The organism is Acinetobacter endophylla, from assembly GCF_053543775.1.
Genome location: NZ_JBLVOM010000246.1, coordinates 1 through 19,529, shown reverse-complemented (window position 1 = coordinate 19,529; position 19,529 = coordinate 1). Strand labels below are relative to the sequence as shown.

Here is a 19,529-nt window from a genome sequence, read left to right as displayed (position 1 = left end):
TTGACACCACCTGTCAGCATAAAATGATTTTAAACCAATCAATATGAGATGATGTTTATGACAACTTTAAACGAAACAATGCAAAAGTTCTGTAAAGCTAAGGCAATGATGACCTATTTAATGTCTGATGATCCTATCATTGATGAATCTGTCAGCCGTTACGAAAATTGGGCATTGGCTTATGACCTTTTGGTGAGTATTGGACATCTGGATCTAGAACAAGTTGAGCAGATCTGGAATGAAAAAACCCATACCAATTTTACGCTTTGGGGTGTAGTTGGTGAATGCTCAATAGAAGAAATTGTATCGTATGTGACAGAAGAATATGACGCTCAAGCTGTCACACTGGCGCAGATTAATGAATTACAAGACGGTAAAACACTGGCAGAAATCTAAAATCAACCTAAGGAATGAGTTATTAATTAAGTATTAATAGCTCATTTTTTATTGTCTGAAACTATACAACTACCACCTTGAATCATTTTCACAGGCATCGCCATCGCCGTCACCATCCATCATGGTATCTGGGCAGTTTTTCACAAACCAATCAGCTTCTTCTTTAGATCGCATTTGAGAGCAATGCTTACGACCATCGCATTTATAGGCTACTGGCTTTTGATATATAGCATTTGTAGTTTGATTATCTTTATATAGATATTTCTTTAATTGAATGCTACCTAGATATGCCACCCCAATAGCTATGCTAATAAAAATTATCCATAGATATATTGGCAATGGTTTTTGCTTGTCTTGCGTTTGTTCATGGTCGGAATAGTAAACATGGATTGCCCTATTTTTATTTTCTTTTTTAACTACCTCGAAATAAACCTCTCGACCTGGTATTGGCTGTTCACCTTTCTGAAAATCCTTAATATGGAAAAATACATCACCAAAATTACTCGTGGATATAAAACCAAAACCACGCTCAATATTATAATTTTTAATTGTTCCTGTTAGTACCACCTAAAACCTCAAATATATATTAAAAGCTATATTAATTATAATTATTAAACCTGAATAAATACTATCTTTTTTTTAAAAAAAAGTTTTAAGGTTTATGGATTTATTATAATTAAAACATCAAAAGCAATTGCTTAAAACTTGGAGTAGCTATTATGAATAATTTTTTCGCTGGTGCTGAAGTCATCACTGTTTTTTCTTTACAAGACGCTTTAGAAGAGGGCGTGATTCTTTGCCTTAGCGATAAAGAAGAACATGCCAAAGATTGCAAACAGTTCTATAAGTTCCCTGTTTATATTACAAGCAACTTGTATAACAAGCACCTGACAGCTGCAAAAGCAATTTTTCCGAATGGTACGGAAGCTGATGCTGAAAAAATCAATGATTTAATGGGATATACCATCTTTGATATGTTGAACATGAGCGTTCGTGGTTCAGTTGCACTTAATGACCAAAGCGTTAAGTTTAAATATGCTCTACAAGATACACCGCATACCTTTTCTGACACCTTAATCACCAATATTGCTACGGTTGGGCCTGGCGTGAATGGTGAGCCTATCATTACTTTTATGATGCCTGAAGACCAATAAACACAACACCTAGCATTGACCAACCAATGCTAGGTTTTTTGAGATCCGAACGTTCATTGAGAGGTATTAAAAATGCAAATGGCTACTATGAAAATTGACAACCTTGACCTATTCGGCTTTGCAAATATGCAAGCAATAGAACAACAAAGAGAAAAAAACGAATTAAAACGTATAGAAACGATGAAGCTTGTCCGTTGTGACTGGTTTATCGCCGTGACATCTACTGGAGAGCTGTTTAAGTACAGTGAAAAAGTACCAGCTAAATATAAGGCGTTTAAAGGCATTAAATTATTCAAGTGCTGGAATGAAGCTACCGCGGATCTCGTGTTAAATGCCGTAAAAGGCGCAATCAAGGGTGATCATTACGAAATACCAGACGTTAAAAAAAGCAAAAAGTTTGCTGTTAATAGCTGGGTAAGAAACATTGATCTAAAGTTTCTACATTTGCCAGTCGGTCAACTCACCAACCTGTACAGGGAACATCAAGAGCGTTTAAGACTGAAGCGTGAAAAAGCCAGACTTAAAGAAAATGAAAACACGTATGACGTAGAACCGCACTAATCACACCCACCAGGAATAAGCACCCATAGCTTATTCCTTTCATAAGATGATGGCCGTAAACGGTGTTTTTAATTGATTAAAAATAACTTGAAATCATGAGCCTATCAGCCGAAATACTTTTACTGAAAAGTTATACAGGCCACATGCACCGATATAATGAATACATCAAAGCTCATTGCTTAAAACTTGGAGATACGACAATGCAACTACAAAAATTTAATACTGGTACTGCTAATGTGCGCCACTTGCTACAAAGCTTCACCCAAGCGTATGACGGTTTACCAAGTTGCGTCATCAATGTGATTGGCGTAGCAACCAAAGCAGATCCGCAGTTTATTTTTAACATTGAACTGGATGTCGTTTTATTTCACCAACATAAGTCACAAGCCTACTGCATTGAAGTCAATGCACCGTTACAGGTTCAAGCCATCGCAGACGCTCACGAATCATTTAGATTCAGTCCTGATGATTCTCATGCATTGATTGAGGGCGAAGTCATGGATGTGGCGATAAATTTACAACACCAAGCCATTAATGACATGATTCAATATGATTTGCTGTCAGATGCAGAACTGGAAAAGTTCAATACATGGAATAAAGGTTTCGCCAGTGCATTACTGACTGAATGTTTTGAAGATGTCGCAGATTTTAATGCGCTGCATAGCTCACATTTTATGGCGAACACTGTTTATTTAAGACTGATTGAGTACTTTAAAAACAACCTGTCATAAGAAACCATTAAACAAATAGAGGGAGATCCAATAAAGGTCTACCCTCTTTTTTTATGCCATTAGATTTAATGACGTATACGATGTTTTTTAATTGATTAAAAAAATATTGAAATTTTTCATTGCCAGTTCCATAAGTAATTTGAGAAAAGTTTTTAAGGGATATTTCACAGATATAATTAATTCATACCTAAGCAATTGCTTAAAACTTGGAGTTGAAGATATGAAAAGCGTACTTGATTTTTTTACAAACCGTTCTAAAACATTAAACATTATTGTGAATCCTGAATTAAATACAGGTCATTCCCTTGCTGATTTTTCGTATAACGAAGAATTGCATCAAGACCTTAATGTATTAACGGTTATTCCGCGTGATCATTACGGAAACTTTCTATCTTTAACCCTTGATGATTGGGGCGTGATTACTTCAAAAGTTCAATTCCCTGAACATCTTGATTTTAATCAATTACTCAGCATTTTTTGGGAAACACAACCCATTTTAGTTGTTACTGACATCGCACGTTCAGAAGTGCATGACAGCGACTTTTTTCAACAAAGCTTGGTCAAACAAGTCAATCTTGCATATAGCCGAGATATTGCCAGTGAATATGCACCAGAAGATGTTCACTACATCTCTCAATCTTTTGATTTAGATAAGCTGATGCGTTGCGGTGTATATCTGCAAGGTCATTGCTATTCAGCTCATGATTTCGTCATTAACAACCATAACCTATTTGAAAAAGACAGCTTGATTGTGCCTGTTTTTAACATCCACTCGACACAAAAAGAACTGCAACAATTTTTTGTGTTTGATCTGCAAGGTAGGTTTTTGGATTGCGTTGTTGGCACTGAAGTTTTGTACTAAGGAATATTGATCATGTCTAAAAAATACTTTTTGATTGAATTGAGCTACGAAGCACCAAACAACACCAGTGCTGATGCTGTTTTGCACAATGTCTATATTGATATTAATCACCCTGAAAATCTGGCGATGTTTAGCGAGTCTTGCAAGAATCGCCATGAAATTAATGAAAACCTACCCATTTGCCAGTTAATCACTTCATGGGTTCGATTACTAGGGATCTTCACCATTCTGGACAATTCAGATCAGGACAAAGAAACCCCTGTTCTCATTCAACTTGCTGACGGCGGTACTTTATCTATCGATGGTTGGGAAATTCTCGACCAAGAAACCAAAGATAGACGCTTGGCGTTACTGGACATTGAGCCAGATGAAGAACAAGACGAAGACGACCCTATTTTGTTCGCTCATGAGTATTCAGACTCAATCACTCTCACCAAAGTCGAAAAGCCAGTAGCAGAAAGTGTATATGTCGCTATGCGTAACTCTTACAGCAACAACTTTGATTTAGTTCTTGAATGTATCTTGAATCCTGAAAAACATTACAGCCTATATCAAGGCTCATATGATGGCACTCATGTTCAAGTGATCCTGAATGACTTGGCACTCCTACCATCATGTAAGACACATAAATCAGAAATTGGCGACTATGTAACATGCAATGTACTGGAGCTGTTCAAAGGCTCAATAGATGCGTATGGCGCAGAAAGTGAATTTATTGATTCATTCGTGCAACTCGACATTACACCGTACTTAGATAGCACACTGAAAATGGACTACATCGAATTGCAGTTTAGCTACCAGAGCAACGATCTCATTGCATTTTTTGGGAATGATCCATGTTCTTAACATGGATCTCTATGGAATAGGAGAAAATACAATGTCTGATCATATCTATAATTACATCATCGGCAGAATCGACAAAAGCCGTAAAATTATGGTTCTGGTGAACTACGAATCAAGATCCAATCTGGTGACTCAAGCACAGTTAATGAAAGTCCAATTCCCGAACATCAATACCTTGAGAATGTTCCTGAATGACTTTGAGCCAACGGAAAAACATGTTATCCATTACTCGAAATACAGTAAAGAAATGCCATCAGGTGCAGATGGATATTTCCTATTTTCAGAACATGACCAGCAATGGAATATTTTTGATCCGAATGTCTTAAGTCGGTTTGTTTGTATATACCAAGAATCACCAGAGTTAGATAATTACCAAGATTACATCTGTTCTTGTGAAGTCAAAAACTCACCCACACTTAAAGCAAAACATAAAAAACAAGCATTTATGGAGAAGATGATCTTCACTTCATTGGGTTTTGAGCGTTATTGCCATCATTGCAACGGTTATGAACCACTGGATCGTTTTTATTATCATTCTGATACCAAAACCTATGAATCAGTTTGCAAGCCTTGTTATGTTCCTCATTACAAACCTTACAAGATGAAAAAACTTATGACCAGTACGGTTGAAGAATATATTTAATCATTAACTAGAACTCAAAAAGATGGCAACTATTAATTATTGCCATCTTTTATTTATTTTCTTTAACATATAAATTATAAACCCTAAATATAGGATTCCTTATGACTTTAAGTTATCAGCTTAATGAACTAAATAAAAAACAGAATAAAAGTAAAAATACAAATGAAGATCACCTGATGCATTACAACTTTTACTTAATAAAAGAATGTGATGCAATATTAAAATCATTCGGATATAACACGTTCAGGCTTAGATCAAATGAGATTAAAGGTAGACACATAAATGTACTTTTTCAGTATTGGAAAAACCAGACTCAAAATATTGTTATTTTAAAGCAGAAATATAACTTTTTATTGTGGTGGGCTAATAGTTGCAACAATGTTGGTGTTCTAAAAGAATTATCTGTTTATTTAAATAGCCCATTAAATAAAATATCCGCACCACTAGATAGCATAGAGTCTAAGTTTGGCTGGCATAATAATATTCACCTACCATCATATAAATGTCTTGAATGCGAAGTTCAGTTAGAATTAGTAAATAAATCTTATATATGCCCTATTTGTTCAAAGTATGTTGGAATTAATAGCGATGGTAGACCATTAGGATATATTGCAGATGAAGAACTTAGAGCTTGCAGAAAAAAAGCACATTATTTTTTTGATAACTTATGGCAAAGAAAGTTAATTACACACCCGAACCTAACAAAAAACCAAGCAAGAAGATTAGGCTATAAGTGGTTATCAGAAAAGTTAAATATATCGCACCATTTATGCCACATTGCTTTTTTTGATATAGATCTATGTAATCAGGTTATTTTAATATGTGAGCCTTATTTTATTTCATTAAATAGAAATAATTGATATTACTTTTATTCAACGTATACGGTGATTTTAATTGATTAAAATATTTTCATTGCTGAACCACTACCGTTGTTATATTCAGCTTCATTTATATTTTAAGAAAAAGTTATAAACGCCACTTAATAGCTATTATGGAATCTCAGATGTAGAGCACACGGCTCAAAACTTGGAGATTTTAAAATGTCACATTTCACAGTTGCAGTAGTTACCACCCCTGATGGTGATGTTGTAGATGCCCTAGAACCATTTTACGAATTTGAATGCTCAGGCATTAAAAACAAATATTGCATTTCAGAATCATCATTGGACGAAATTAAAGACCAATACGAATCGACAGAAATCACTTTGATGAAAAACTCAAAGCCTATCTTAGATGATGGTGAAGAACGCTATGCGTTTCTTGACGACCCTCGTTTCGTGCGTGATGCAACAGACTTAGAGCTTGATGCCATCAAAAACAACAAAGGTGATATTTTTGCTGACTTCCCGAACGGCGGTGAGCATTTATCAGTGGTACAGGTCAAAAACGATGATGGTACGTACTCAAGTCGCATTCGTGATTTAGGCATGTTCATTCAATGGCATCAAAAAGATGTGCCATGTACTGAAGTCTTTGAGCTTCAACAGTTCATTAATTGGTATAACGAAGAAGTTACGCCAACTGTTTTGACAGGTGAAAAACCTGATGAAAGTTGGACAGAATGGATAGAGCTTGATGCTGATGGCAAAGTGGTCGATTACTTCACCACCACCAACCCGAATCCGAAATACGATTGGTATGAAATCGGAGGACGTTGGAAAAACATGCTGTTGCGTCTTGATGGACGTAATGTGAATAGTTGCCCGATTGGTGAGCTTGATTTTGAATCCGAAATCAACCGTTTAAAAACCGAAGCCAACCGTGTTTATGACTACTTTGAAAAATGTATCGGTGATGCTTCACGTACTTGGCGTCCATTAAGTGAATTGTGGGCTGATGAATCAATCGAAACAGTCAATGAAAAGCGTGACATTTATCATAACCAAGATTCAATCAAAACAATTAGAGCCAATGACACTGATAAGTTTTATGGCTTGAGTGGCTATGATTTTGATGAATTTTTGGTGAGCCGTGAAGAATTCGTAGCTAAAAAATCAGCAAACCCATTCGGTACATACTGTTTCTTAGATGCGACCAGTGGTGATGAAATAGGCGACTGGACAGGTTCAGAGTGTGGCATGTTTGGACAGGATATTCGCAAGGAAGAAGATTGGGAAAACAAAAACCAAGCCTTGCTCAAGAGCTTTCCAAGCGACTATATAATCACGATTGTTGATTGCCATATCTAAAACCCAAACAGGGATAAGCGTAAAACCTTATCCCTTTTCTTTTGGGCATTTTTTAAAGCGCATTCGATGTTTTTTAATTGATTAAAAAGGTTTTGAATTTTTAAATTTTAAGAAAAATTAAACAGCTATTGCGCTTTGTATAATGAATATAGATTTAATCACTATCCTTAAAGGTTTTAATATGTGGAATACATTAGTTTTAATTCGTAAAACCGCAACGTCAAAAGAAATAAAAGACAAAGCTGATATGTATTTAAGCCAGTTAAATACTGCAACCATTTCAGCATCTCTTAAAGCTGAAATACTCTCTTTTATCGAATCTGTTTTAAACGATTAATCAACTTAGGCTCAACGCCTACAACTTGGAGAAACCCCATGAATTACTACAACACATTCACCATTCCATGCAATTTTAAAGTACAGCACATTGAAGATGGTCAATTTGTCGTGTTTTTTGCTGATGGCACTCAGTTAAGTTACCAGATTGAAAACACCAGCAAGGTTAAATGGATTGAACCTGAAGCATTCAGCTTAGAGCAAGTACTCCTAATCTCAAAAGAGCCAATCAATGCCGATGATATTGACATCATTAAGTATGCTTCATACCGCTTAATTGCTGACACGCCATTGATTGATGATGATGGTAGCAATCCTGAGCCTGATTGCCTTTACTGCAAAAAATCTAGTGACACTCTTAAAAGCCTCATACTTCAAGTCACTGAAGCACATACCCTCCCATGTTGGCTACTGACATCAAACGGCGTTCATATCCTAGATATTAATGAATTGACTGAAGTTTAATAACAATAACTAGTGAAGCATGTCTATTGCTTCACTTTTTGGCAGTTGAAAACCGCATTCGATGTTTTTTTAGTTGATTAAAAAAAGGTTTAGAAATTTGGTTGTGGCCAGCGCTAGATCTGGCGCACCAGGATCAATGCTTATTTTTATGGTTCCTTAATTGCTTCCATCATTTTAATAGCATCCTCATTACCATTTTTAGCTGCTATCTGTTAAAAGTCGCAGCAAGGATCAGTAAAACAATAATAAATAATTTCAAAAAAGTTTTTTGGTTTAGGTTCTATCTTAAAATTAACAATTAGAAGCACAACGCTTAAAACTTGGAGTTGAAATGGCTACTATTAATGAATTATTGAGCAAAAACCTTGATCGCAAATATGGTCCAATTGAAGCTCATGAAGTTATAGAACTTGTTCGTGTAACTCGTGCGCCAGAATCAGTAAATAACCCTTCAATGCCATCAGTTAGAATTTCTACTGCAGATCTGCACCATATGGTTGAACAAGCTAAAAAGTTCAATTTGTGGGAGGAATGGTCCACCAAGGTTTTAGCAACGCGATGGTGAGAAATCAAATACAGTGACTCACTTGGTTTTTGCTGAAGACTACTCAGGATCTAAATTGGTTCGTGAGAAAAACCAGTACTTGTGCTCAGCTGGAGGCTTATTCCCTGCAGATGAAGCAAAGAAAGAATTCAAAATGAAAGTAGGTGATGTTACCGTGGACACGGTACCGCACCTTGTTACATGTAAAGTGTGCCTATCACGTATTTTTACGCAACTAGCATTAACTCAATCTAATTAATCAAATTTATAAGGTGTTCATCATGAATAACAAAACAATTGCCAAAAAAATGATTAACCAAGTTAAATCGGTTATCACTGACCCACAAGCAAAAAGCTTGTTGGCTGCTTATCACGTAGAGGCGTCATTTACCCACTTCTACGAAACACACAGCCACATTTACCTGGTTGGTAAAGACATTACTGCAGTCATGGCCAAACATTTTCCATACTTCACGTTTAAGACTCGTGATAACAAGAAAACCCGTCACGGTATTGGCGATGGATCGATGTCTGATTGCTTAAACAAGCTGCGCCGTGTGTATCGCTTAGAAATAAAAAAACCGATTAGCGAGAAGTTTATCGCTGAAGTTGGTGCACCGACTTTCACAAAAAGCCAATCTGTAAGTCCTGTTGCTTATTTGATTGATGAAGTTGTGCAGCAAGAAACAGCGCCGATCGCACGGTCTGACGTTCAAAACAGTTTTCATGATCTTTTCAATTAATTTGAGGCTTACTCAAAAGTGTGAGAGAGACAAAATGACAAAACGCTGTTCTGGTGATGTGAAGTCACCCTGGTTCTTCATCGAGGACCAAATCCCAAACAAAGATGGCACGGCGTTTATTGTGTGGGATGAATTCTTAGACCATGAAATTAAACCTATCCGCTGGAGCGATAAGATCCGTGACTATGCTTCAGGTGATGTCGAATGGAGTGGAAGCTTCTTATTTTGGCGATATGATGATGGTACACCAGCTGAATCACCAAGAAGCTATCAGCAATCTTAATTTCTTATTTTGGAGGTAAAAGTACTTATATTTCCGAGGGTGTAGCCAATTGGTTTTGAGATCTGATCAATCTCATTAAAGCAAAGGTTTAATTCCTTGAATGTCAGTTCGAGTCTGACCATCCCCGTCATTGCCAACAAATTCCCTCAAATGAATCAATTGAAGACAATCATACCAGCCTCACTAAAATAGTTACGGCTTTGACGTTCTGACTTAGGTTCCCAATCTCTATTTTTCAGATTACATGATCCAGCAGCAATTTTAGCCTTGCCAAACTTACTTTGAATGCTTTGAAACGCCGTCATTAACGCTTGCTCTTTTTCAAGCTGCTCTACGTCAGTTAGTAGGCCGATCGTGCGATGTTCTTCTTTTATCAATTCACACAACATCACGCCACATTTCTTAAACTCTATCCCCTCTTTGTACAATTTATCAATCAGTGATGTGGCAGCTTTAACAAGTTGCATCAAATTGTTTGTAGGTTGGGTAAACGTGTATGTTAACGACTTGCTGTAATACGGTTTTGACTGGTCAAATGGGTTGGATTGCAAGAAAACAATCAGAGATCCGCAAAGCTGGTGTTCATCAACAAGCCGATTGAATGCATTATGGGTATATTTGCTGACGGCTTCTTGAAGAATTGAGAGCTCAGTAATTTTCTGGCCGAAAGATTTGCTCGAGACAATCTGTTGTTTCGCCTTAGGTGAACTTTCAAATTCAAAGCATGACTGGCCAAGCAATTCTAAAATCGTACTTTGCATATTCACATTGAAGAGTTCACGCATTCGATTCGGGTTGGATGTTGCAAGATCCAGCACAGTTAAAATCCCCATGTCATTAAGCTTTTTAGCGTACTTTCGCCCTACACCCCATATTTCATCAACTGGCATGCTTTGATAGTAGCTTTCGACATCTACCAGGCTCATTGTCACTAAATTACAGATTCCATTTAATTCTGGATTCTTTTTGGCAAGGTTGTTGGCCATTTTACTTTCAGTCAGTGTTCTACCAACACCCACGCACGTTGTTAAGCCAATAAGCTTATATACTTGATGCCGAATCTCCCGTGCCATTTCAGTAGCATCAAAGTTTTTAGTAAATTGAGTAAATTCTATAAAGCCTTCATCAATGCTGTAAATGCTGTAACAGCTTGGATCTACAAAACCAGATAATATTCCATGAAAACGACGTGACATTTCGCCATACAGCGCAAAATTGCTCGATAGCACATGAACGTTATGTTTATTGATGATGTCTTGGACCTTAAAGAGTGGTGCACCCATCGGGATTTTTAAGAGTTTAGCTTCAGCGCTTCTCGCGATGATTGTTCCGTCATTAGAGCTTAAGACAACGCATGGTTTACCCTTTAACTTAGGGTTCCAAAATGCTTCCATCGAACAATATGCCGAATTTATATCAACATGAATAAATACCCGGTTTGTCATTTTCGTGCGTCTTTAATGATGTAAGTCACTACGCCCCACACAATCAATTCCTGTTCAGGTTTTAGAAAAATATGTGAGTGCTCTTCGTTTTCTGCTTTAAGCCAAACTGGAGGGATAGATTTTGCATCTGGACCAAAAATTTCATTAATTTCACCAGCTGACATTTGCTTGGTGATCATCAACCGCTTAACGGTAAAGTCTGTTTCTAGCTGAGCAACAATAATATCTAGATGCTTGGCATCGAAGCTTCTATCGATTATGAGCTTATCGTTAATATCTATACCAGCATTTAGCATGGAACGAGAGCCTACTTTACCAATAAACGTAGAGTACTCATTGGTGATCAGCATTTCGTTGAGATCGACCGACTTTTCAATAAAATCTTGTGCTGGTGAAGGAAATCCAGCTGATAATAATTCAGCTGCAATAGGAATTTGTAAAAGCGAGTTAGATCTGACGTGCTCGAGGTCAAGAATATCGCTTATCTTTTTATTTGCACCGCTAAATGCGATAACTTTCGTTTCAGGTTTTCCTGACGTTGAACTGCAAGTAGACATGAAAAAAACCTTACTATGATTTGAGACCCATTGTATTGAGAGCTGTATGTTTGTTCAAATATTTCTTAAAAGTTACCAATACACAATGGGTTATCCTTGGAGTTAGAATAAAGATCGTCTATCTTATGAATGCTTGGTGTTTTAGTCAGTGAGTTGAAATTTAAGTTATTAGAAAAACAAAAAGAGAGCTAAATAGTGCTCCCTTTTCTATAATCTATGGTGTTTTCTTTTTTAACAACATCTGTGGCTGATAATATTCAACCGTTGGTATCTGTTCATAGAATGGATGCAATAATACTTTCCACTGCTGATATTCAGGCGATTTCCTAAAACCTTCAGTATGATTTTCGATACGATCCCAAAAGACCATCAAAATATAGCGATGATGGTCTTCGACATGTTTAATGAGCTGTACAGCATTCAAACCTTCCATTGGATAAATCATCTCTTTCGCGGTTTGAAATGCGGATTCAAAAGCCTCGCTTTGATCGGGCTTAATATTTAAATGTACATGTTCAATAATCATAGTTGATCCAATTTATTGGTACATGGGTTGATTATCATTGAGTGCGATTAAACCACGAATTGCTCTATATAACCCCCAAATAAAAGTAACAACAATGGTAATAAAACAGAATATCCACCCAAATATCACAACCATCGTAGATGAATCTAGATTACTTCCAGTAAAAATTAATAACAGAAAAGGAGAAAATGCAAAAAGTGTCCAAGCCAAATACCACCAAAAGGTACGAATTTGCCAAGTAAAATGGCTCTCAAAAATTGAACCTTGTACATCAGTACGTTTTACATAATTAATAATTAACGCAATAATCGTGTTAGAAACCATTTAAAGTGTCTATATTCTCACCAATAAAAATGTCTGGTTTATGATGGTTTTTATCACCATGGACTGGATATAAATTAGAGATGTTGATCACTATGTCTGACAAGGAAATTCAACGTCTTGCAGTTCTGCAAGACGTTCGAGATCATCGTATTACCCAGGTCCGTGCTGCTGAAATCCTGAATCTTTCCACTCGTCAAATTACCCGGTTATTGCAGAAACTCAATCAAGACGGTGTTTCAGGTCTGGCACATGCCAGTCGTGGTCAACCTGGCCATCATCGCCATGATGAGTTATTAAAATCAAAATGTCTTTCCATTATTTCTGAACATCTGCTGGGCTTTGGACCTACCTTGGCGCATGAGAAGCTCAGCAGCATATTTGACCTGAATATCCCGGTAGAAACGGTTCGGCGCTGGATGATGGCCAATGACCTCTGGATTCCGCGATCCAAGCGCCTTAAACGTCCATATCAGCCACGTTATAACCGGGATTGCTTCGGTGAGCTGATCCAGATTGATGGCTCATATCATGACTGGTTCGAAGGACGCGCTGCTAAGTGCTGTTTATTGGTGTATATCGATGATGCCACTGGAAAGCTGTTGCATCTACGCTTCTGTGAGGCGGAAACCACCTTCGACTATATGCTTTCAACCCGAGCCTACATTGAACAATACGGCAAACCTCTGGCCTTTTATAGCGACAAACATTCGGTATTCAGAGTTAATCAGAAATCCAGGAAAGACAGCCAGATCACGCAATTTGGGCGGATTCTGAACGAGTTAAATATTGATATTATCTTTGCCAACTCACCACAGGCTAAAGGTCGCGTAGAACGCGCGAATAGAACCCTTCAAGACCGTTTGATCAAGGAGATGCGTCTGGAAGGCATCAGTTCAATTGCCGAAGCCAATGCATGGCTACCCTGCTTCATTGAGCACTTCAATCAGAAGTTTGCCAAGTGTGCGAGAAACTCGAAGAATTTACATCGATCTTTAACGGAATCTGATGCTGAGCTGGAGGATATATTCACTTGGCAGGAACCGCGTAAGGTCACGAAGAACCTAACCATCACCTATGACAAGTGTATTTATCTGCTTGAACCGACAGAGCTGAATCATAAGCTTGTTGGGCAATACATTTCATTTCTGGAGTACCCGGATGGCACTGTGGCCCTCATGCATGAAGGACGGAAGATCAACTATAGCGTCTTCAATAAACTGGCTGGACTACAGCAGAATGAAGTGGTTGAGAATAAAAGATTAGGCTCAGTTCTGGCGCATATCCAGCAACAACATGAAGAGTTGGAGAAACAGAATAAACGTTCCCGTCTCAAGAAAAGTATGCCGAGTCGTAAAGCTCAGAAAGCTGTTATTGAACAAAGAAAGTTAAATCCTGTGCTTGACTCTTGTGGTTAAAAACAGGACATTTTAAATGGTTTATCACATAGACATTTTAATTGGTGAATAACAAATCGCGAATAGACCGCCCGTAAAAATTGCAATGATATAAAGTACATAGAGCACCAAAGTTAAGGTGCGATTCGGATCTTGGTCAACAGAATAATTCATTTTTATTTATCTCCAAAACAAACTCCCTCAATCAATAAAACACATTGAGTGGAGAAATTAACCAACATATCAACAATATATGAAAGACTATGGTACAGAAATAAATCTTACGAAATGGTTGTTTTTGTGTTTTATGTCTCAGTTTTTGCTGAGCAAGCCACCCTCCACACCAACCACCCAAAGAATCCACGATATGCAAAGTCTGCTCTGGAATGCGTCGATTCCCCAATTGTGCTGCTTCTTTGTCTTGCGCATACAACCAATAACTAACGACATTCATCAAGCTAACAAACAACAAAGTGTACGGCGGCAATAACTTGCTAAAGCTCGCAATCAGCATAAATACAATATAAATCACAATACCAATCTGCATCGCTGACCAACGCTTAGACGATGAAGGCGTATTCGGTTTCCGACGATGTTCAATCACTTGCGATGCTTTTAAATAAGTTGCTTGCTGAGCGCGATAACGACCACGCTCATCCAAAATGACCACATATTCCAAGGCACACCCCACAATTGGGCGCGGCCCTGTGCGAGCAAAGTCTTTGATATGGATAAAGACACGATCTTTATGTGCATCATTGGGTTGAATAAAGCCATAGCCTTTATCATCGAACCATTCAACTAAACGCCCTTGATCTCGCATATTCCTACCCTAAACCTAAAACTTGTTGTAAACGGTTTTGTAACATCATGCGCATTTCCATGGGGTCTTTTTGCAAAATATCTTCACCTGTGCGCCCTTCTGCTGCATTTTTCTGTGCAACCTGTAAACGCATACTCCAAAAACGACAAGCAGCCATTGCTAGAAAAATATCCAGACAAGCCAATTCATCTTGTGTCAGTGGGCGAATGCTTTGATAAGCACTTAAGAATGCCTCAGCTTTTTCTATATCCAAATGGGCTTGTGGATAAGCGGTACAGAAGTCATTGATACTAATTGCAATATCAAACAGCCATTCATCTTGATTCAGTTCATAAAAATCAAGAATGCCTTGTAATTGATTACCCTCAAACAAGGTATTATCCCGAAATAAATCGGAATGAATAAAGCCTATTGGTCGGTTTGGGTAGGTTTGCGTAATCACTGTAAATAAATGAAAGACCTGATTTAAAAGTTGTTGATCTACTTGAATCAATTGAGGACGTAATTGGCTTGCCACTTCTGACCAGTATTGATGATTGCGATTAAAATCACGTTCCAAAGGAAAGCCCTGCAAAGCCAAATGCAATTTTGCCTGCGCTTGGGCAATCGCCTGTACTTGCTTAATACTGGCTTCTTCAGGATGTTCCCCCATCAAGCGCGGTGCAATCTGAGCAGGTTTATCTGCAATGCTGTGAATTGCCTGACCATCATATTTTAATGGTACAGCCACAGGCACACCCGCCTTCCCTAAACAATCGAGTACTGGGACGAGTTCACCTGCCCCTTCAGCATCTAATTCTTCAAAAACTGTTAAAACATATTGTTTCTGTGATTGATCCACCAAAAAATAGTTGGTGTTTTGAATACCGCCTTGGATTGGAATCAGCTCAATGATCGCTAAACCATAAGGCTCAGCGAATGCTTGAACTTCTTCTAAACTCAACGGGGTATAAACCGACATGGAAAACCTGCAAAAAATAGCTGTGAAGTTTGATAGAATACCTGTTCCCTCCATGAAGGTGTAGCACCCCTTTCTTTATTGGCGATTTTTTGGAAAATTTTATGCTCGCAAAACGTATTATCCCTTGCTTAGATGTTGATAATGGTCGAGTCGTCAAAGGCGTTCAATTCCTTGATATTCGTGACGCAGGTGACCCTGTTGAAGTCGCACGTCGTTATAACGAACAAGGCGCCGATGAAATTACCTTTTTAGATATTACTGCTACCCATCATGGACGCGATACGACTTACCGTACGGTAGAACGTATGGCTGAAAGCGTGTTTGTCCCTTTAACTGTAGGTGGTGGTGTCCGTAAAGTTGAAGATATTCGTTTATTACTAAATGCGGGTGCTGATAAAGTCAGTATCAACTCGGCAGCAGTATTTACGCCTGAGTTTGTTCAAGAAGCTTCTCAACGTTTTGGCGCACAATGTATTGTGGTCGCAATTGATGCGAAAAAAACTGGCGAAAATAAGTGGGAAATCTTTACCCACGGTGGTCGTAAACCCACAGGAATCGATGCGATTGAATGGGCTGTGAAAATGGCTGACTTCGGTGCGGGCGAATTGCTGATTACCAGTATGGATGCCGATGGAACCAAAGCTGGTTATGACATAGCCTTGATGCGTCAAATCAATGATCGTGTCAATATTCCGACCATCGCATCAGGTGGCGTAGGCAATTTACAACATTTGGCTGACGGAATTTTGAAAGGCGGTGCAGATGCGGTACTGGCTGCCTCTATTTTCCATTTTGGTCAACATACCATTCCTGAAGCAAAACAATATCTTGCTGAGCAAGGGATTGAGATGCGTCTCTAAAGTCTATAACGGGCGTAGCTTTCAGTTACGCCTAAATCTTTAGCTGAAAAAATATGAATGAAACTTTAGTTTGGATTATTCTTTTTGGTTGTATAGGTCTGATTATCTATTGGCTCAAACATAAGGAGTCTGTTTTTCTTAGTGTTGTAATCTCTCTTATAAGCGTTCCCAGTATTATATTTTTATACGTTTATGCTCATCAAATTTACTATTATTTTGCAGTGAATAGTCCCAAGCAAGAACACCACTGTGGAATTTTCACTCAATATCAAAGCATTGAGCATTATTCAAGGAATGGTAATTGGACTCAAATCCTATATGAGTTTAAAACAGAACAAGGACAGATTTTTGTTTTTGCACGTACTCGTGCTGTTGCTAAACATTTGCCAATCATGGCTCAAATTCAACCTAATCAGAAAATATGCTTCCAGTATTCACCCAATTTTGAAGATAGTAATACACGCTATCTTTTGACAGGTTTGAGCTTACAAAACTAACAGGCAAAAAAATACCTTGCGGAACAAGGTATGGAAACTGCGTTTATACAACGCTAGAGGGTAAACAAAATACAGCAAATCTGGATAAATATTAAGCAATAAAAAGGCTTGAGCTAAGGTAGCGAGAAACTCAGCAAAAATATTGACATTAAAAACCAATTTTATTGACAATTCACGACATAAACACACGACTAGCATCATATTTTGTCAAAATACCCTCTTCACGCTTTATCAAGATGCAACCGATACCTTTTCGATCTCTTCTGTTTGAGCGGCGGCCACCAATTTTGGTTTCTGTTCTACCCATTTTGCAGGAAATACGGATTCAATCGCTTCAGTTAATATCTTCGAAATCGGTGCAGGTAAAGGCAGACCCAATGGATTAGCTTCTTTCAAATCTGCTGAAGACACCACACGCGTCCCCATCACATAATCAAACCAAGGACGAGTAACACACCAATTTGCATCTTGGTTCGAGTTCATGTGGTGATCATAGTGCCACGGGATTGTACGCTTCGCCCAATCAGGCTCAAGATGGGCACGGCGATGAACATAATAATAATTCCCCGCACTATAAATCGCTGCAAGCGCCATGCCTTTTGAAAAAGGATAGAACACAACACTTGCCACACCTGCGGCTACAGCAAGTGACATTAACTCATGGCGCGTACGCCAGTGATCAATGCCCTCCACATAACATTCATCTGAGAAATCTTGTTTACGTACTTCACGATGATGCGCCCAATGCGACTCCATGCTTTTAGGTACAGGGCTATAACGTGGCTTGCCTTTACGGTGAACCCCATGCAGTAGATATTTATGGGCAAACCATTCATAACCGTTTAAAATCACCAAACCTGCAACAAAACCCTTGATCATTTTGATCTCCTATACTGTGCTTCTTTTTATTTAAGATATAAATTTTTGTAGGCGGAGTATTGACGATACGATATATTAATATTGACAAAACACGACAATAAGAGGAATAGACAGGATGTCTCAACTCAAGAATTATACAGGATCAGTTTACGGTGGCTTGGGTCATTTACTGGCGACTTATTGTGAAGCTAAAAATCTAGCTTTACCCGAACAATTACAAAAAATTCAAAACCTTGAACGCTTTGATTATGTCATTTGGCGCGACCTGCTTGAAGACTTAAACCGTCTCCATCCACGGACAGGTTTGGGACTGGAAATTGCCGCATATGTCCAACCCAAGCATTTGGGAATTATCGCCTACCTAGCCCTGTCCTGTGAAAATCTGGGTGAGGCCATGGCACGCTACCAGGACTTTCACCGTCTTATTTATGATGGCAGCCCGCTACTGGTGGAATTCGACCATCCATATGTCTCGATTCGCTGGGAAGCACCCGAACCCAATCCCACCCAACTGACCGATGAGATTGCGATTGCCTTGATGATACAGTTCCTTAAACTGTTTATGTCGGGTGAAGGCATCAATCTGCATGAAGTCCATTTTTTAAATTCTGCACCAAAGAATATTTCTGTTTATGAACAATATTTTCAGTGCCGTGTGCGCTTTGACCAACCCAGAACCCAACTAATTTTGCCTGTGGCTGAGGCATTCAAGCCACTGAGGAATGGAGACCACACCTTACAGCAACTACTTTTACAGCAGGCACAGGCGCTTCTGGACAAATTACCCAACTCGACCCAACTTGATCAACGCTTGCAACATGCCATTTCGACAGGCCTGCAAAAGAACCAATACAAGATCGACTTTATTGCGAAGAAACTGGGAGTCTCGGTTCGGCAGCTTCAACGCCACCTGCAACAGCAAAATGCCACTTTTCAGGAACGGGTACAGGAAGTTCGCTTTATGCTGGCAACTGAATATCTAAAAGACCCACACCTGAGTTTACAGGAGATTGCCCTGCTGCTTTGCTATTCAGAACAAAGTGCCTTTCAGCGCGCATTTAAGCTTTGGACTGGTTTAACCCCACAACAGTGGCGGAAGAACAATACCATTTATAGTTCTTAATCAAGTTGATAAGGAAACGATGGTTTCTTAAAGCATTTTTTATAGAAATGGATTTTCGATTTCCTGTTCAGGTTGGCGCTGAATTTTTTCAGGGAGATTTTCCTGTTCCAGGGCTGCCACCAGCTCATTAATAAAGGCTTGCAACTTCTTGGCAGCCTGTAAACCGACCTGATCTTTGGTTATTTGCAGATTGCCATATAGGCTCACACAATCGACCTGATTTTCCAGGGTCAGGTGGCTTTGTTGCACAAAGATTTGAAATGCAAAGCGCCCCTAATTGAGCCAAATTTAAGGCGTAACTTGGGTAAGTGGTCGACCTAATTCCGTAAATCTGTTAAGGACTGCTACACGTGCATGGATCTCATTCACTTGGCTATCAAAACTCCTTGC

The 19,529-nt window shown here is 38.6% G+C and carries 25 protein-coding genes and 6 pseudogenes; 19 read left to right on the top strand and 12 right to left on the bottom strand.

The genetic code is table 11. The features are described 5' to 3' along the window. The first annotated feature begins 57 nt into the window (after positions 1-57). Entirely contained in the window at positions 58-396 is a 339-nt protein-coding gene (locus ACNPNW_RS12340; RefSeq protein WP_005006049.1) for a hypothetical protein, read from the top strand. Between the two features lie 69 nt (positions 397-465). Here the strand turns inward: ACNPNW_RS12340 and ACNPNW_RS12335 are convergent. Together ACNPNW_RS12335 and ACNPNW_RS12330 are read right to left on the bottom strand one after the other, a co-directional pair. Then, positions 466-603: pseudogene (locus ACNPNW_RS12335) on the bottom strand (excalibur calcium-binding domain-containing protein); the annotation flags it as partial. Positions 604-786: 183 nt separating this feature from the next. Next, positions 787-963 (bottom strand): annotated as a pseudogene (locus ACNPNW_RS12330) (cold shock domain-containing protein); the annotation flags it as partial. A 152-nt stretch (positions 964-1,115) separates the two neighbouring features. Here ACNPNW_RS12330 and ACNPNW_RS12325 point away from each other — a divergent pair. The 14 genes and pseudogenes from ACNPNW_RS12325 to ACNPNW_RS12265 all read left to right on the top strand — a co-directional run bounded on the left by ACNPNW_RS12325 (position 1,116) and on the right by ACNPNW_RS12265 (position 9,750). After that, positions 1,116-1,550, top strand: a complete 435-nt coding sequence (locus ACNPNW_RS12325; RefSeq protein ID WP_005006045.1) for a DUF6573 family protein — start codon at positions 1,116-1,118, stop codon at positions 1,548-1,550. A 72-nt stretch (positions 1,551-1,622) separates the two neighbouring features. After that, positions 1,623-2,111 (top strand): hypothetical protein, encoded by a 489-nt coding sequence (locus ACNPNW_RS12320; RefSeq protein ID WP_005006043.1) that lies wholly within the window; start codon positions 1,623-1,625, stop codon positions 2,109-2,111. Between the two features lie 200 nt (positions 2,112-2,311). Next, positions 2,312-2,842, top strand: a complete 531-nt coding sequence (locus tag ACNPNW_RS12315) for a hypothetical protein (RefSeq protein ID WP_005006040.1) — start codon at positions 2,312-2,314, stop codon at positions 2,840-2,842. Between the two features lie 220 nt (positions 2,843-3,062). Continuing rightward, positions 3,063-3,704 carry a hypothetical protein gene (locus ACNPNW_RS12310; protein WP_005006038.1) on the top strand — a complete coding sequence of 214 codons (642 nt, stop codon included), beginning with the start codon at positions 3,063-3,065 and terminating at the stop codon, positions 3,702-3,704. Positions 3,705-3,716: 12 nt separating this feature from the next. Further along, the gene (locus ACNPNW_RS12305; RefSeq protein WP_005006035.1) at positions 3,717-4,550 is read left to right on the top strand and encodes a hypothetical protein; all 834 of its coding nucleotides are present in this window, start codon (positions 3,717-3,719) and stop codon (positions 4,548-4,550) included. Positions 4,551-4,581: 31 nt separating this feature from the next. Then, positions 4,582-5,190 (top strand): hypothetical protein, encoded by a 609-nt coding sequence (locus ACNPNW_RS12300; RefSeq protein ID WP_005006032.1) that lies wholly within the window; start codon positions 4,582-4,584, stop codon positions 5,188-5,190. 101 nt (positions 5,191-5,291) lie between these two features. Beyond that, positions 5,292-6,050 carry a zinc-finger-containing protein gene (locus ACNPNW_RS12295; RefSeq protein ID WP_081311903.1) on the top strand — a complete coding sequence of 253 codons (759 nt, stop codon included), beginning with the start codon at positions 5,292-5,294 and terminating at the stop codon, positions 6,048-6,050. Between the two features lie 180 nt (positions 6,051-6,230). Further along, positions 6,231-7,379 (top strand): hypothetical protein, encoded by a 1,149-nt coding sequence (locus ACNPNW_RS12290; RefSeq protein ID WP_005006031.1) that lies wholly within the window; start codon positions 6,231-6,233, stop codon positions 7,377-7,379. Positions 7,380-7,560: 181 nt separating this feature from the next. After that, a complete protein-coding gene (locus ACNPNW_RS12285) occupies positions 7,561-7,716 on the top strand; it encodes a hypothetical protein (protein ID WP_005006030.1) in 156 nt (51 codons plus the stop codon). A gap of 38 nt (positions 7,717-7,754) precedes the next feature. Beyond that, complete coding sequence (locus ACNPNW_RS12280) at positions 7,755-8,180, top strand: hypothetical protein (protein ID WP_448767004.1); 426 nt, start codon at positions 7,755-7,757, stop codon at positions 8,178-8,180. Between the two features lie 331 nt (positions 8,181-8,511). Then, on the top strand, positions 8,512-8,745 hold the full coding sequence (locus ACNPNW_RS12275) for a hypothetical protein (RefSeq protein ID WP_005006026.1): 234 nt from the start codon (positions 8,512-8,514) through the stop codon (positions 8,743-8,745). A gap of 10 nt (positions 8,746-8,755) precedes the next feature. Beyond that, positions 8,756-8,983 (top strand): annotated as a pseudogene (locus ACNPNW_RS19350) (DUF8336 domain-containing protein); the annotation flags it as partial. A gap of 22 nt (positions 8,984-9,005) precedes the next feature. Then, positions 9,006-9,467 carry a hypothetical protein gene (locus ACNPNW_RS12270; RefSeq protein ID WP_005006024.1) on the top strand — a complete coding sequence of 154 codons (462 nt, stop codon included), beginning with the start codon at positions 9,006-9,008 and terminating at the stop codon, positions 9,465-9,467. A gap of 34 nt (positions 9,468-9,501) precedes the next feature. Next, positions 9,502-9,750 carry a hypothetical protein gene (locus ACNPNW_RS12265; RefSeq protein ID WP_005006022.1) on the top strand — a complete coding sequence of 83 codons (249 nt, stop codon included), beginning with the start codon at positions 9,502-9,504 and terminating at the stop codon, positions 9,748-9,750. Between the two features lie 155 nt (positions 9,751-9,905). Here the strand turns inward: ACNPNW_RS12265 and ACNPNW_RS12260 are convergent, their stop codons facing one another. The 4 genes and pseudogenes from ACNPNW_RS12260 to ACNPNW_RS12245 all read right to left on the bottom strand — a co-directional run. After that, entirely contained in the window at positions 9,906-11,195 is a 1,290-nt protein-coding gene (locus ACNPNW_RS12260) for a Y-family DNA polymerase (protein ID WP_005006021.1), read from the bottom strand. After that, positions 11,192-11,752, bottom strand: a complete 561-nt coding sequence (locus ACNPNW_RS12255) for a translesion error-prone DNA polymerase V autoproteolytic subunit (RefSeq protein WP_144583734.1) — start codon at positions 11,750-11,752, stop codon at positions 11,192-11,194. Before ACNPNW_RS12255 ends, ACNPNW_RS12260 begins: the two co-directional genes overlap by 4 nt. 214 nt (positions 11,753-11,966) lie before the next feature. Then, positions 11,967-12,278: an antibiotic biosynthesis monooxygenase family protein gene (locus ACNPNW_RS12250; protein WP_004659987.1), complete on the bottom strand. Its 312-nt coding sequence runs from the start codon at positions 12,276-12,278 to the stop codon at positions 11,967-11,969. Positions 12,279-12,290: 12 nt separating this feature from the next. Beyond that, positions 12,291-12,587 (bottom strand): annotated as a pseudogene (locus ACNPNW_RS12245) (DUF4870 family protein); the annotation flags it as partial. Between the two features lie 95 nt (positions 12,588-12,682). On the opposite strand from ACNPNW_RS12245, the gene ACNPNW_RS12240 reads away from it, so the two are divergent. Further along, the gene (locus ACNPNW_RS12240; protein ID WP_042084965.1) at positions 12,683-14,017 is read left to right on the top strand and encodes an ISNCY family transposase; all 1,335 of its coding nucleotides are present in this window, start codon (positions 12,683-12,685) and stop codon (positions 14,015-14,017) included. 54 nt (positions 14,018-14,071) lie between these two features. Here the strand turns inward: ACNPNW_RS12240 and ACNPNW_RS12235 are convergent. The 3 genes and pseudogenes from ACNPNW_RS12235 to ACNPNW_RS12225 all read right to left on the bottom strand — a co-directional run. Then, positions 14,072-14,170 (bottom strand): annotated as a pseudogene (locus ACNPNW_RS12235) (DUF4870 family protein); the annotation flags it as partial. 31 nt (positions 14,171-14,201) lie between these two features. Further along, positions 14,202-14,819 carry a DUF1294 domain-containing protein gene (locus ACNPNW_RS12230; RefSeq protein ID WP_004659985.1) on the bottom strand — a complete coding sequence of 206 codons (618 nt, stop codon included), beginning with the start codon at positions 14,817-14,819 and terminating at the stop codon, positions 14,202-14,204. A gap of 4 nt (positions 14,820-14,823) precedes the next feature. Continuing rightward, on the bottom strand, positions 14,824-15,780 hold the full coding sequence (locus ACNPNW_RS12225) for a homoserine kinase (RefSeq protein ID WP_004659984.1): 957 nt from the start codon (positions 15,778-15,780) through the stop codon (positions 14,824-14,826). A 101-nt stretch (positions 15,781-15,881) separates the two neighbouring features. Here ACNPNW_RS12225 and hisF point away from each other — a divergent pair, with 101 nt between their 5' ends. Together hisF and ACNPNW_RS12215 are read left to right on the top strand one after the other, a co-directional pair. Then, positions 15,882-16,640, top strand: coding sequence for an imidazole glycerol phosphate synthase subunit HisF (gene hisF / locus ACNPNW_RS12220; RefSeq protein ID WP_004659983.1), 759 nt, complete (start codon positions 15,882-15,884; stop codon positions 16,638-16,640). A gap of 53 nt (positions 16,641-16,693) precedes the next feature. Then, entirely contained in the window at positions 16,694-17,137 is a 444-nt protein-coding gene (locus tag ACNPNW_RS12215; RefSeq protein ID WP_448767003.1) for a hypothetical protein, read from the top strand. A gap of 231 nt (positions 17,138-17,368) precedes the next feature. On the opposite strand, the gene ACNPNW_RS12210 is transcribed toward ACNPNW_RS12215, so the two are convergent. Then, positions 17,369-18,016 (bottom strand): hypothetical protein, encoded by a 648-nt coding sequence (locus ACNPNW_RS12210; protein ID WP_448767002.1) that lies wholly within the window; start codon positions 18,014-18,016, stop codon positions 17,369-17,371. 115 nt (positions 18,017-18,131) lie between these two features. On the opposite strand from ACNPNW_RS12210, the gene ACNPNW_RS12205 reads away from it, so the two are divergent. Continuing rightward, complete coding sequence (locus ACNPNW_RS12205; protein ID WP_448767001.1) at positions 18,132-19,139, top strand: AraC family transcriptional regulator; 1,008 nt, start codon at positions 18,132-18,134, stop codon at positions 19,137-19,139. Positions 19,140-19,178: 39 nt separating this feature from the next. Here the strand turns inward: ACNPNW_RS12205 and ACNPNW_RS12200 are convergent, their stop codons facing one another. Together ACNPNW_RS12200 and ACNPNW_RS12195 are read right to left on the bottom strand one after the other, a co-directional pair. Beyond that, positions 19,179-19,388 carry a hypothetical protein gene (locus tag ACNPNW_RS12200; protein WP_448767000.1) on the bottom strand — a complete coding sequence of 70 codons (210 nt, stop codon included), beginning with the start codon at positions 19,386-19,388 and terminating at the stop codon, positions 19,179-19,181. Between the two features lie 39 nt (positions 19,389-19,427). Further along, positions 19,428-19,529 (bottom strand): annotated as a pseudogene (locus ACNPNW_RS12195) (IS5/IS1182 family transposase); the annotation flags it as partial.

What these genes read in the sequence shown, in the direction of transcription:
- ACNPNW_RS12325 (WP_005006045.1), top strand. Translation starts at nt 1,116, where the DNA reads ATGAATAATTTTTTCGCTGGTGCTGAAGTCATCACTGTTTTTTCTTTA.
- ACNPNW_RS12250 (WP_004659987.1), bottom strand. Translation starts at nt 12,278, where the DNA reads ATGATTATTGAACATGTACATTTAAATATTAAGCCCGATCAAAGCGAG.
- ACNPNW_RS12315 (WP_005006040.1), top strand. Translation starts at nt 2,312, where the DNA reads ATGCAACTACAAAAATTTAATACTGGTACTGCTAATGTGCGCCACTTG.
- ACNPNW_RS12285 (WP_005006030.1), top strand. Translation starts at nt 7,561, where the DNA reads ATGTGGAATACATTAGTTTTAATTCGTAAAACCGCAACGTCAAAAGAA.
- ACNPNW_RS12305 (WP_005006035.1), top strand. Translation starts at nt 3,717, where the DNA reads ATGTCTAAAAAATACTTTTTGATTGAATTGAGCTACGAAGCACCAAAC.
- ACNPNW_RS12210 (WP_448767002.1), bottom strand. Translation starts at nt 18,016, where the DNA reads ATGATCAAGGGTTTTGTTGCAGGTTTGGTGATTTTAAACGGTTATGAA.
- ACNPNW_RS12310 (WP_005006038.1), top strand. Translation starts at nt 3,063, where the DNA reads ATGAAAAGCGTACTTGATTTTTTTACAAACCGTTCTAAAACATTAAAC.
- ACNPNW_RS12215 (WP_448767003.1), top strand. Translation starts at nt 16,694, where the DNA reads ATGAATGAAACTTTAGTTTGGATTATTCTTTTTGGTTGTATAGGTCTG.
- ACNPNW_RS12230 (WP_004659985.1), bottom strand. Translation starts at nt 14,819, where the DNA reads ATGCGAGATCAAGGGCGTTTAGTTGAATGGTTCGATGATAAAGGCTAT.
- ACNPNW_RS12255 (WP_144583734.1), bottom strand. Translation starts at nt 11,752, where the DNA reads ATGTCTACTTGCAGTTCAACGTCAGGAAAACCTGAAACGAAAGTTATC.
- ACNPNW_RS12320 (WP_005006043.1), top strand. Translation starts at nt 1,623, where the DNA reads ATGCAAATGGCTACTATGAAAATTGACAACCTTGACCTATTCGGCTTT.
- ACNPNW_RS12225 (WP_004659984.1), bottom strand. Translation starts at nt 15,780, where the DNA reads ATGTCGGTTTATACCCCGTTGAGTTTAGAAGAAGTTCAAGCATTCGCT.
- hisF (WP_004659983.1), top strand. Translation starts at nt 15,882, where the DNA reads ATGCTCGCAAAACGTATTATCCCTTGCTTAGATGTTGATAATGGTCGA.
- ACNPNW_RS12240 (WP_042084965.1), top strand. Translation starts at nt 12,683, where the DNA reads ATGTTGATCACTATGTCTGACAAGGAAATTCAACGTCTTGCAGTTCTG.
- ACNPNW_RS12270 (WP_005006024.1), top strand. Translation starts at nt 9,006, where the DNA reads ATGAATAACAAAACAATTGCCAAAAAAATGATTAACCAAGTTAAATCG.
- ACNPNW_RS12260 (WP_005006021.1), bottom strand. Translation starts at nt 11,195, where the DNA reads ATGACAAACCGGGTATTTATTCATGTTGATATAAATTCGGCATATTGT.
- ACNPNW_RS12275 (WP_005006026.1), top strand. Translation starts at nt 8,512, where the DNA reads ATGGCTACTATTAATGAATTATTGAGCAAAAACCTTGATCGCAAATAT.
- ACNPNW_RS12265 (WP_005006022.1), top strand. Translation starts at nt 9,502, where the DNA reads ATGACAAAACGCTGTTCTGGTGATGTGAAGTCACCCTGGTTCTTCATC.
- ACNPNW_RS12280 (WP_448767004.1), top strand. Translation starts at nt 7,755, where the DNA reads ATGAATTACTACAACACATTCACCATTCCATGCAATTTTAAAGTACAG.
- ACNPNW_RS12290 (WP_005006031.1), top strand. Translation starts at nt 6,231, where the DNA reads ATGTCACATTTCACAGTTGCAGTAGTTACCACCCCTGATGGTGATGTT.
- ACNPNW_RS12300 (WP_005006032.1), top strand. Translation starts at nt 4,582, where the DNA reads ATGTCTGATCATATCTATAATTACATCATCGGCAGAATCGACAAAAGC.
- ACNPNW_RS12295 (WP_081311903.1), top strand. Translation starts at nt 5,292, where the DNA reads ATGACTTTAAGTTATCAGCTTAATGAACTAAATAAAAAACAGAATAAA.
- ACNPNW_RS12205 (WP_448767001.1), top strand. Translation starts at nt 18,132, where the DNA reads ATGTCTCAACTCAAGAATTATACAGGATCAGTTTACGGTGGCTTGGGT.
- ACNPNW_RS12340 (WP_005006049.1), top strand. Translation starts at nt 58, where the DNA reads ATGACAACTTTAAACGAAACAATGCAAAAGTTCTGTAAAGCTAAGGCA.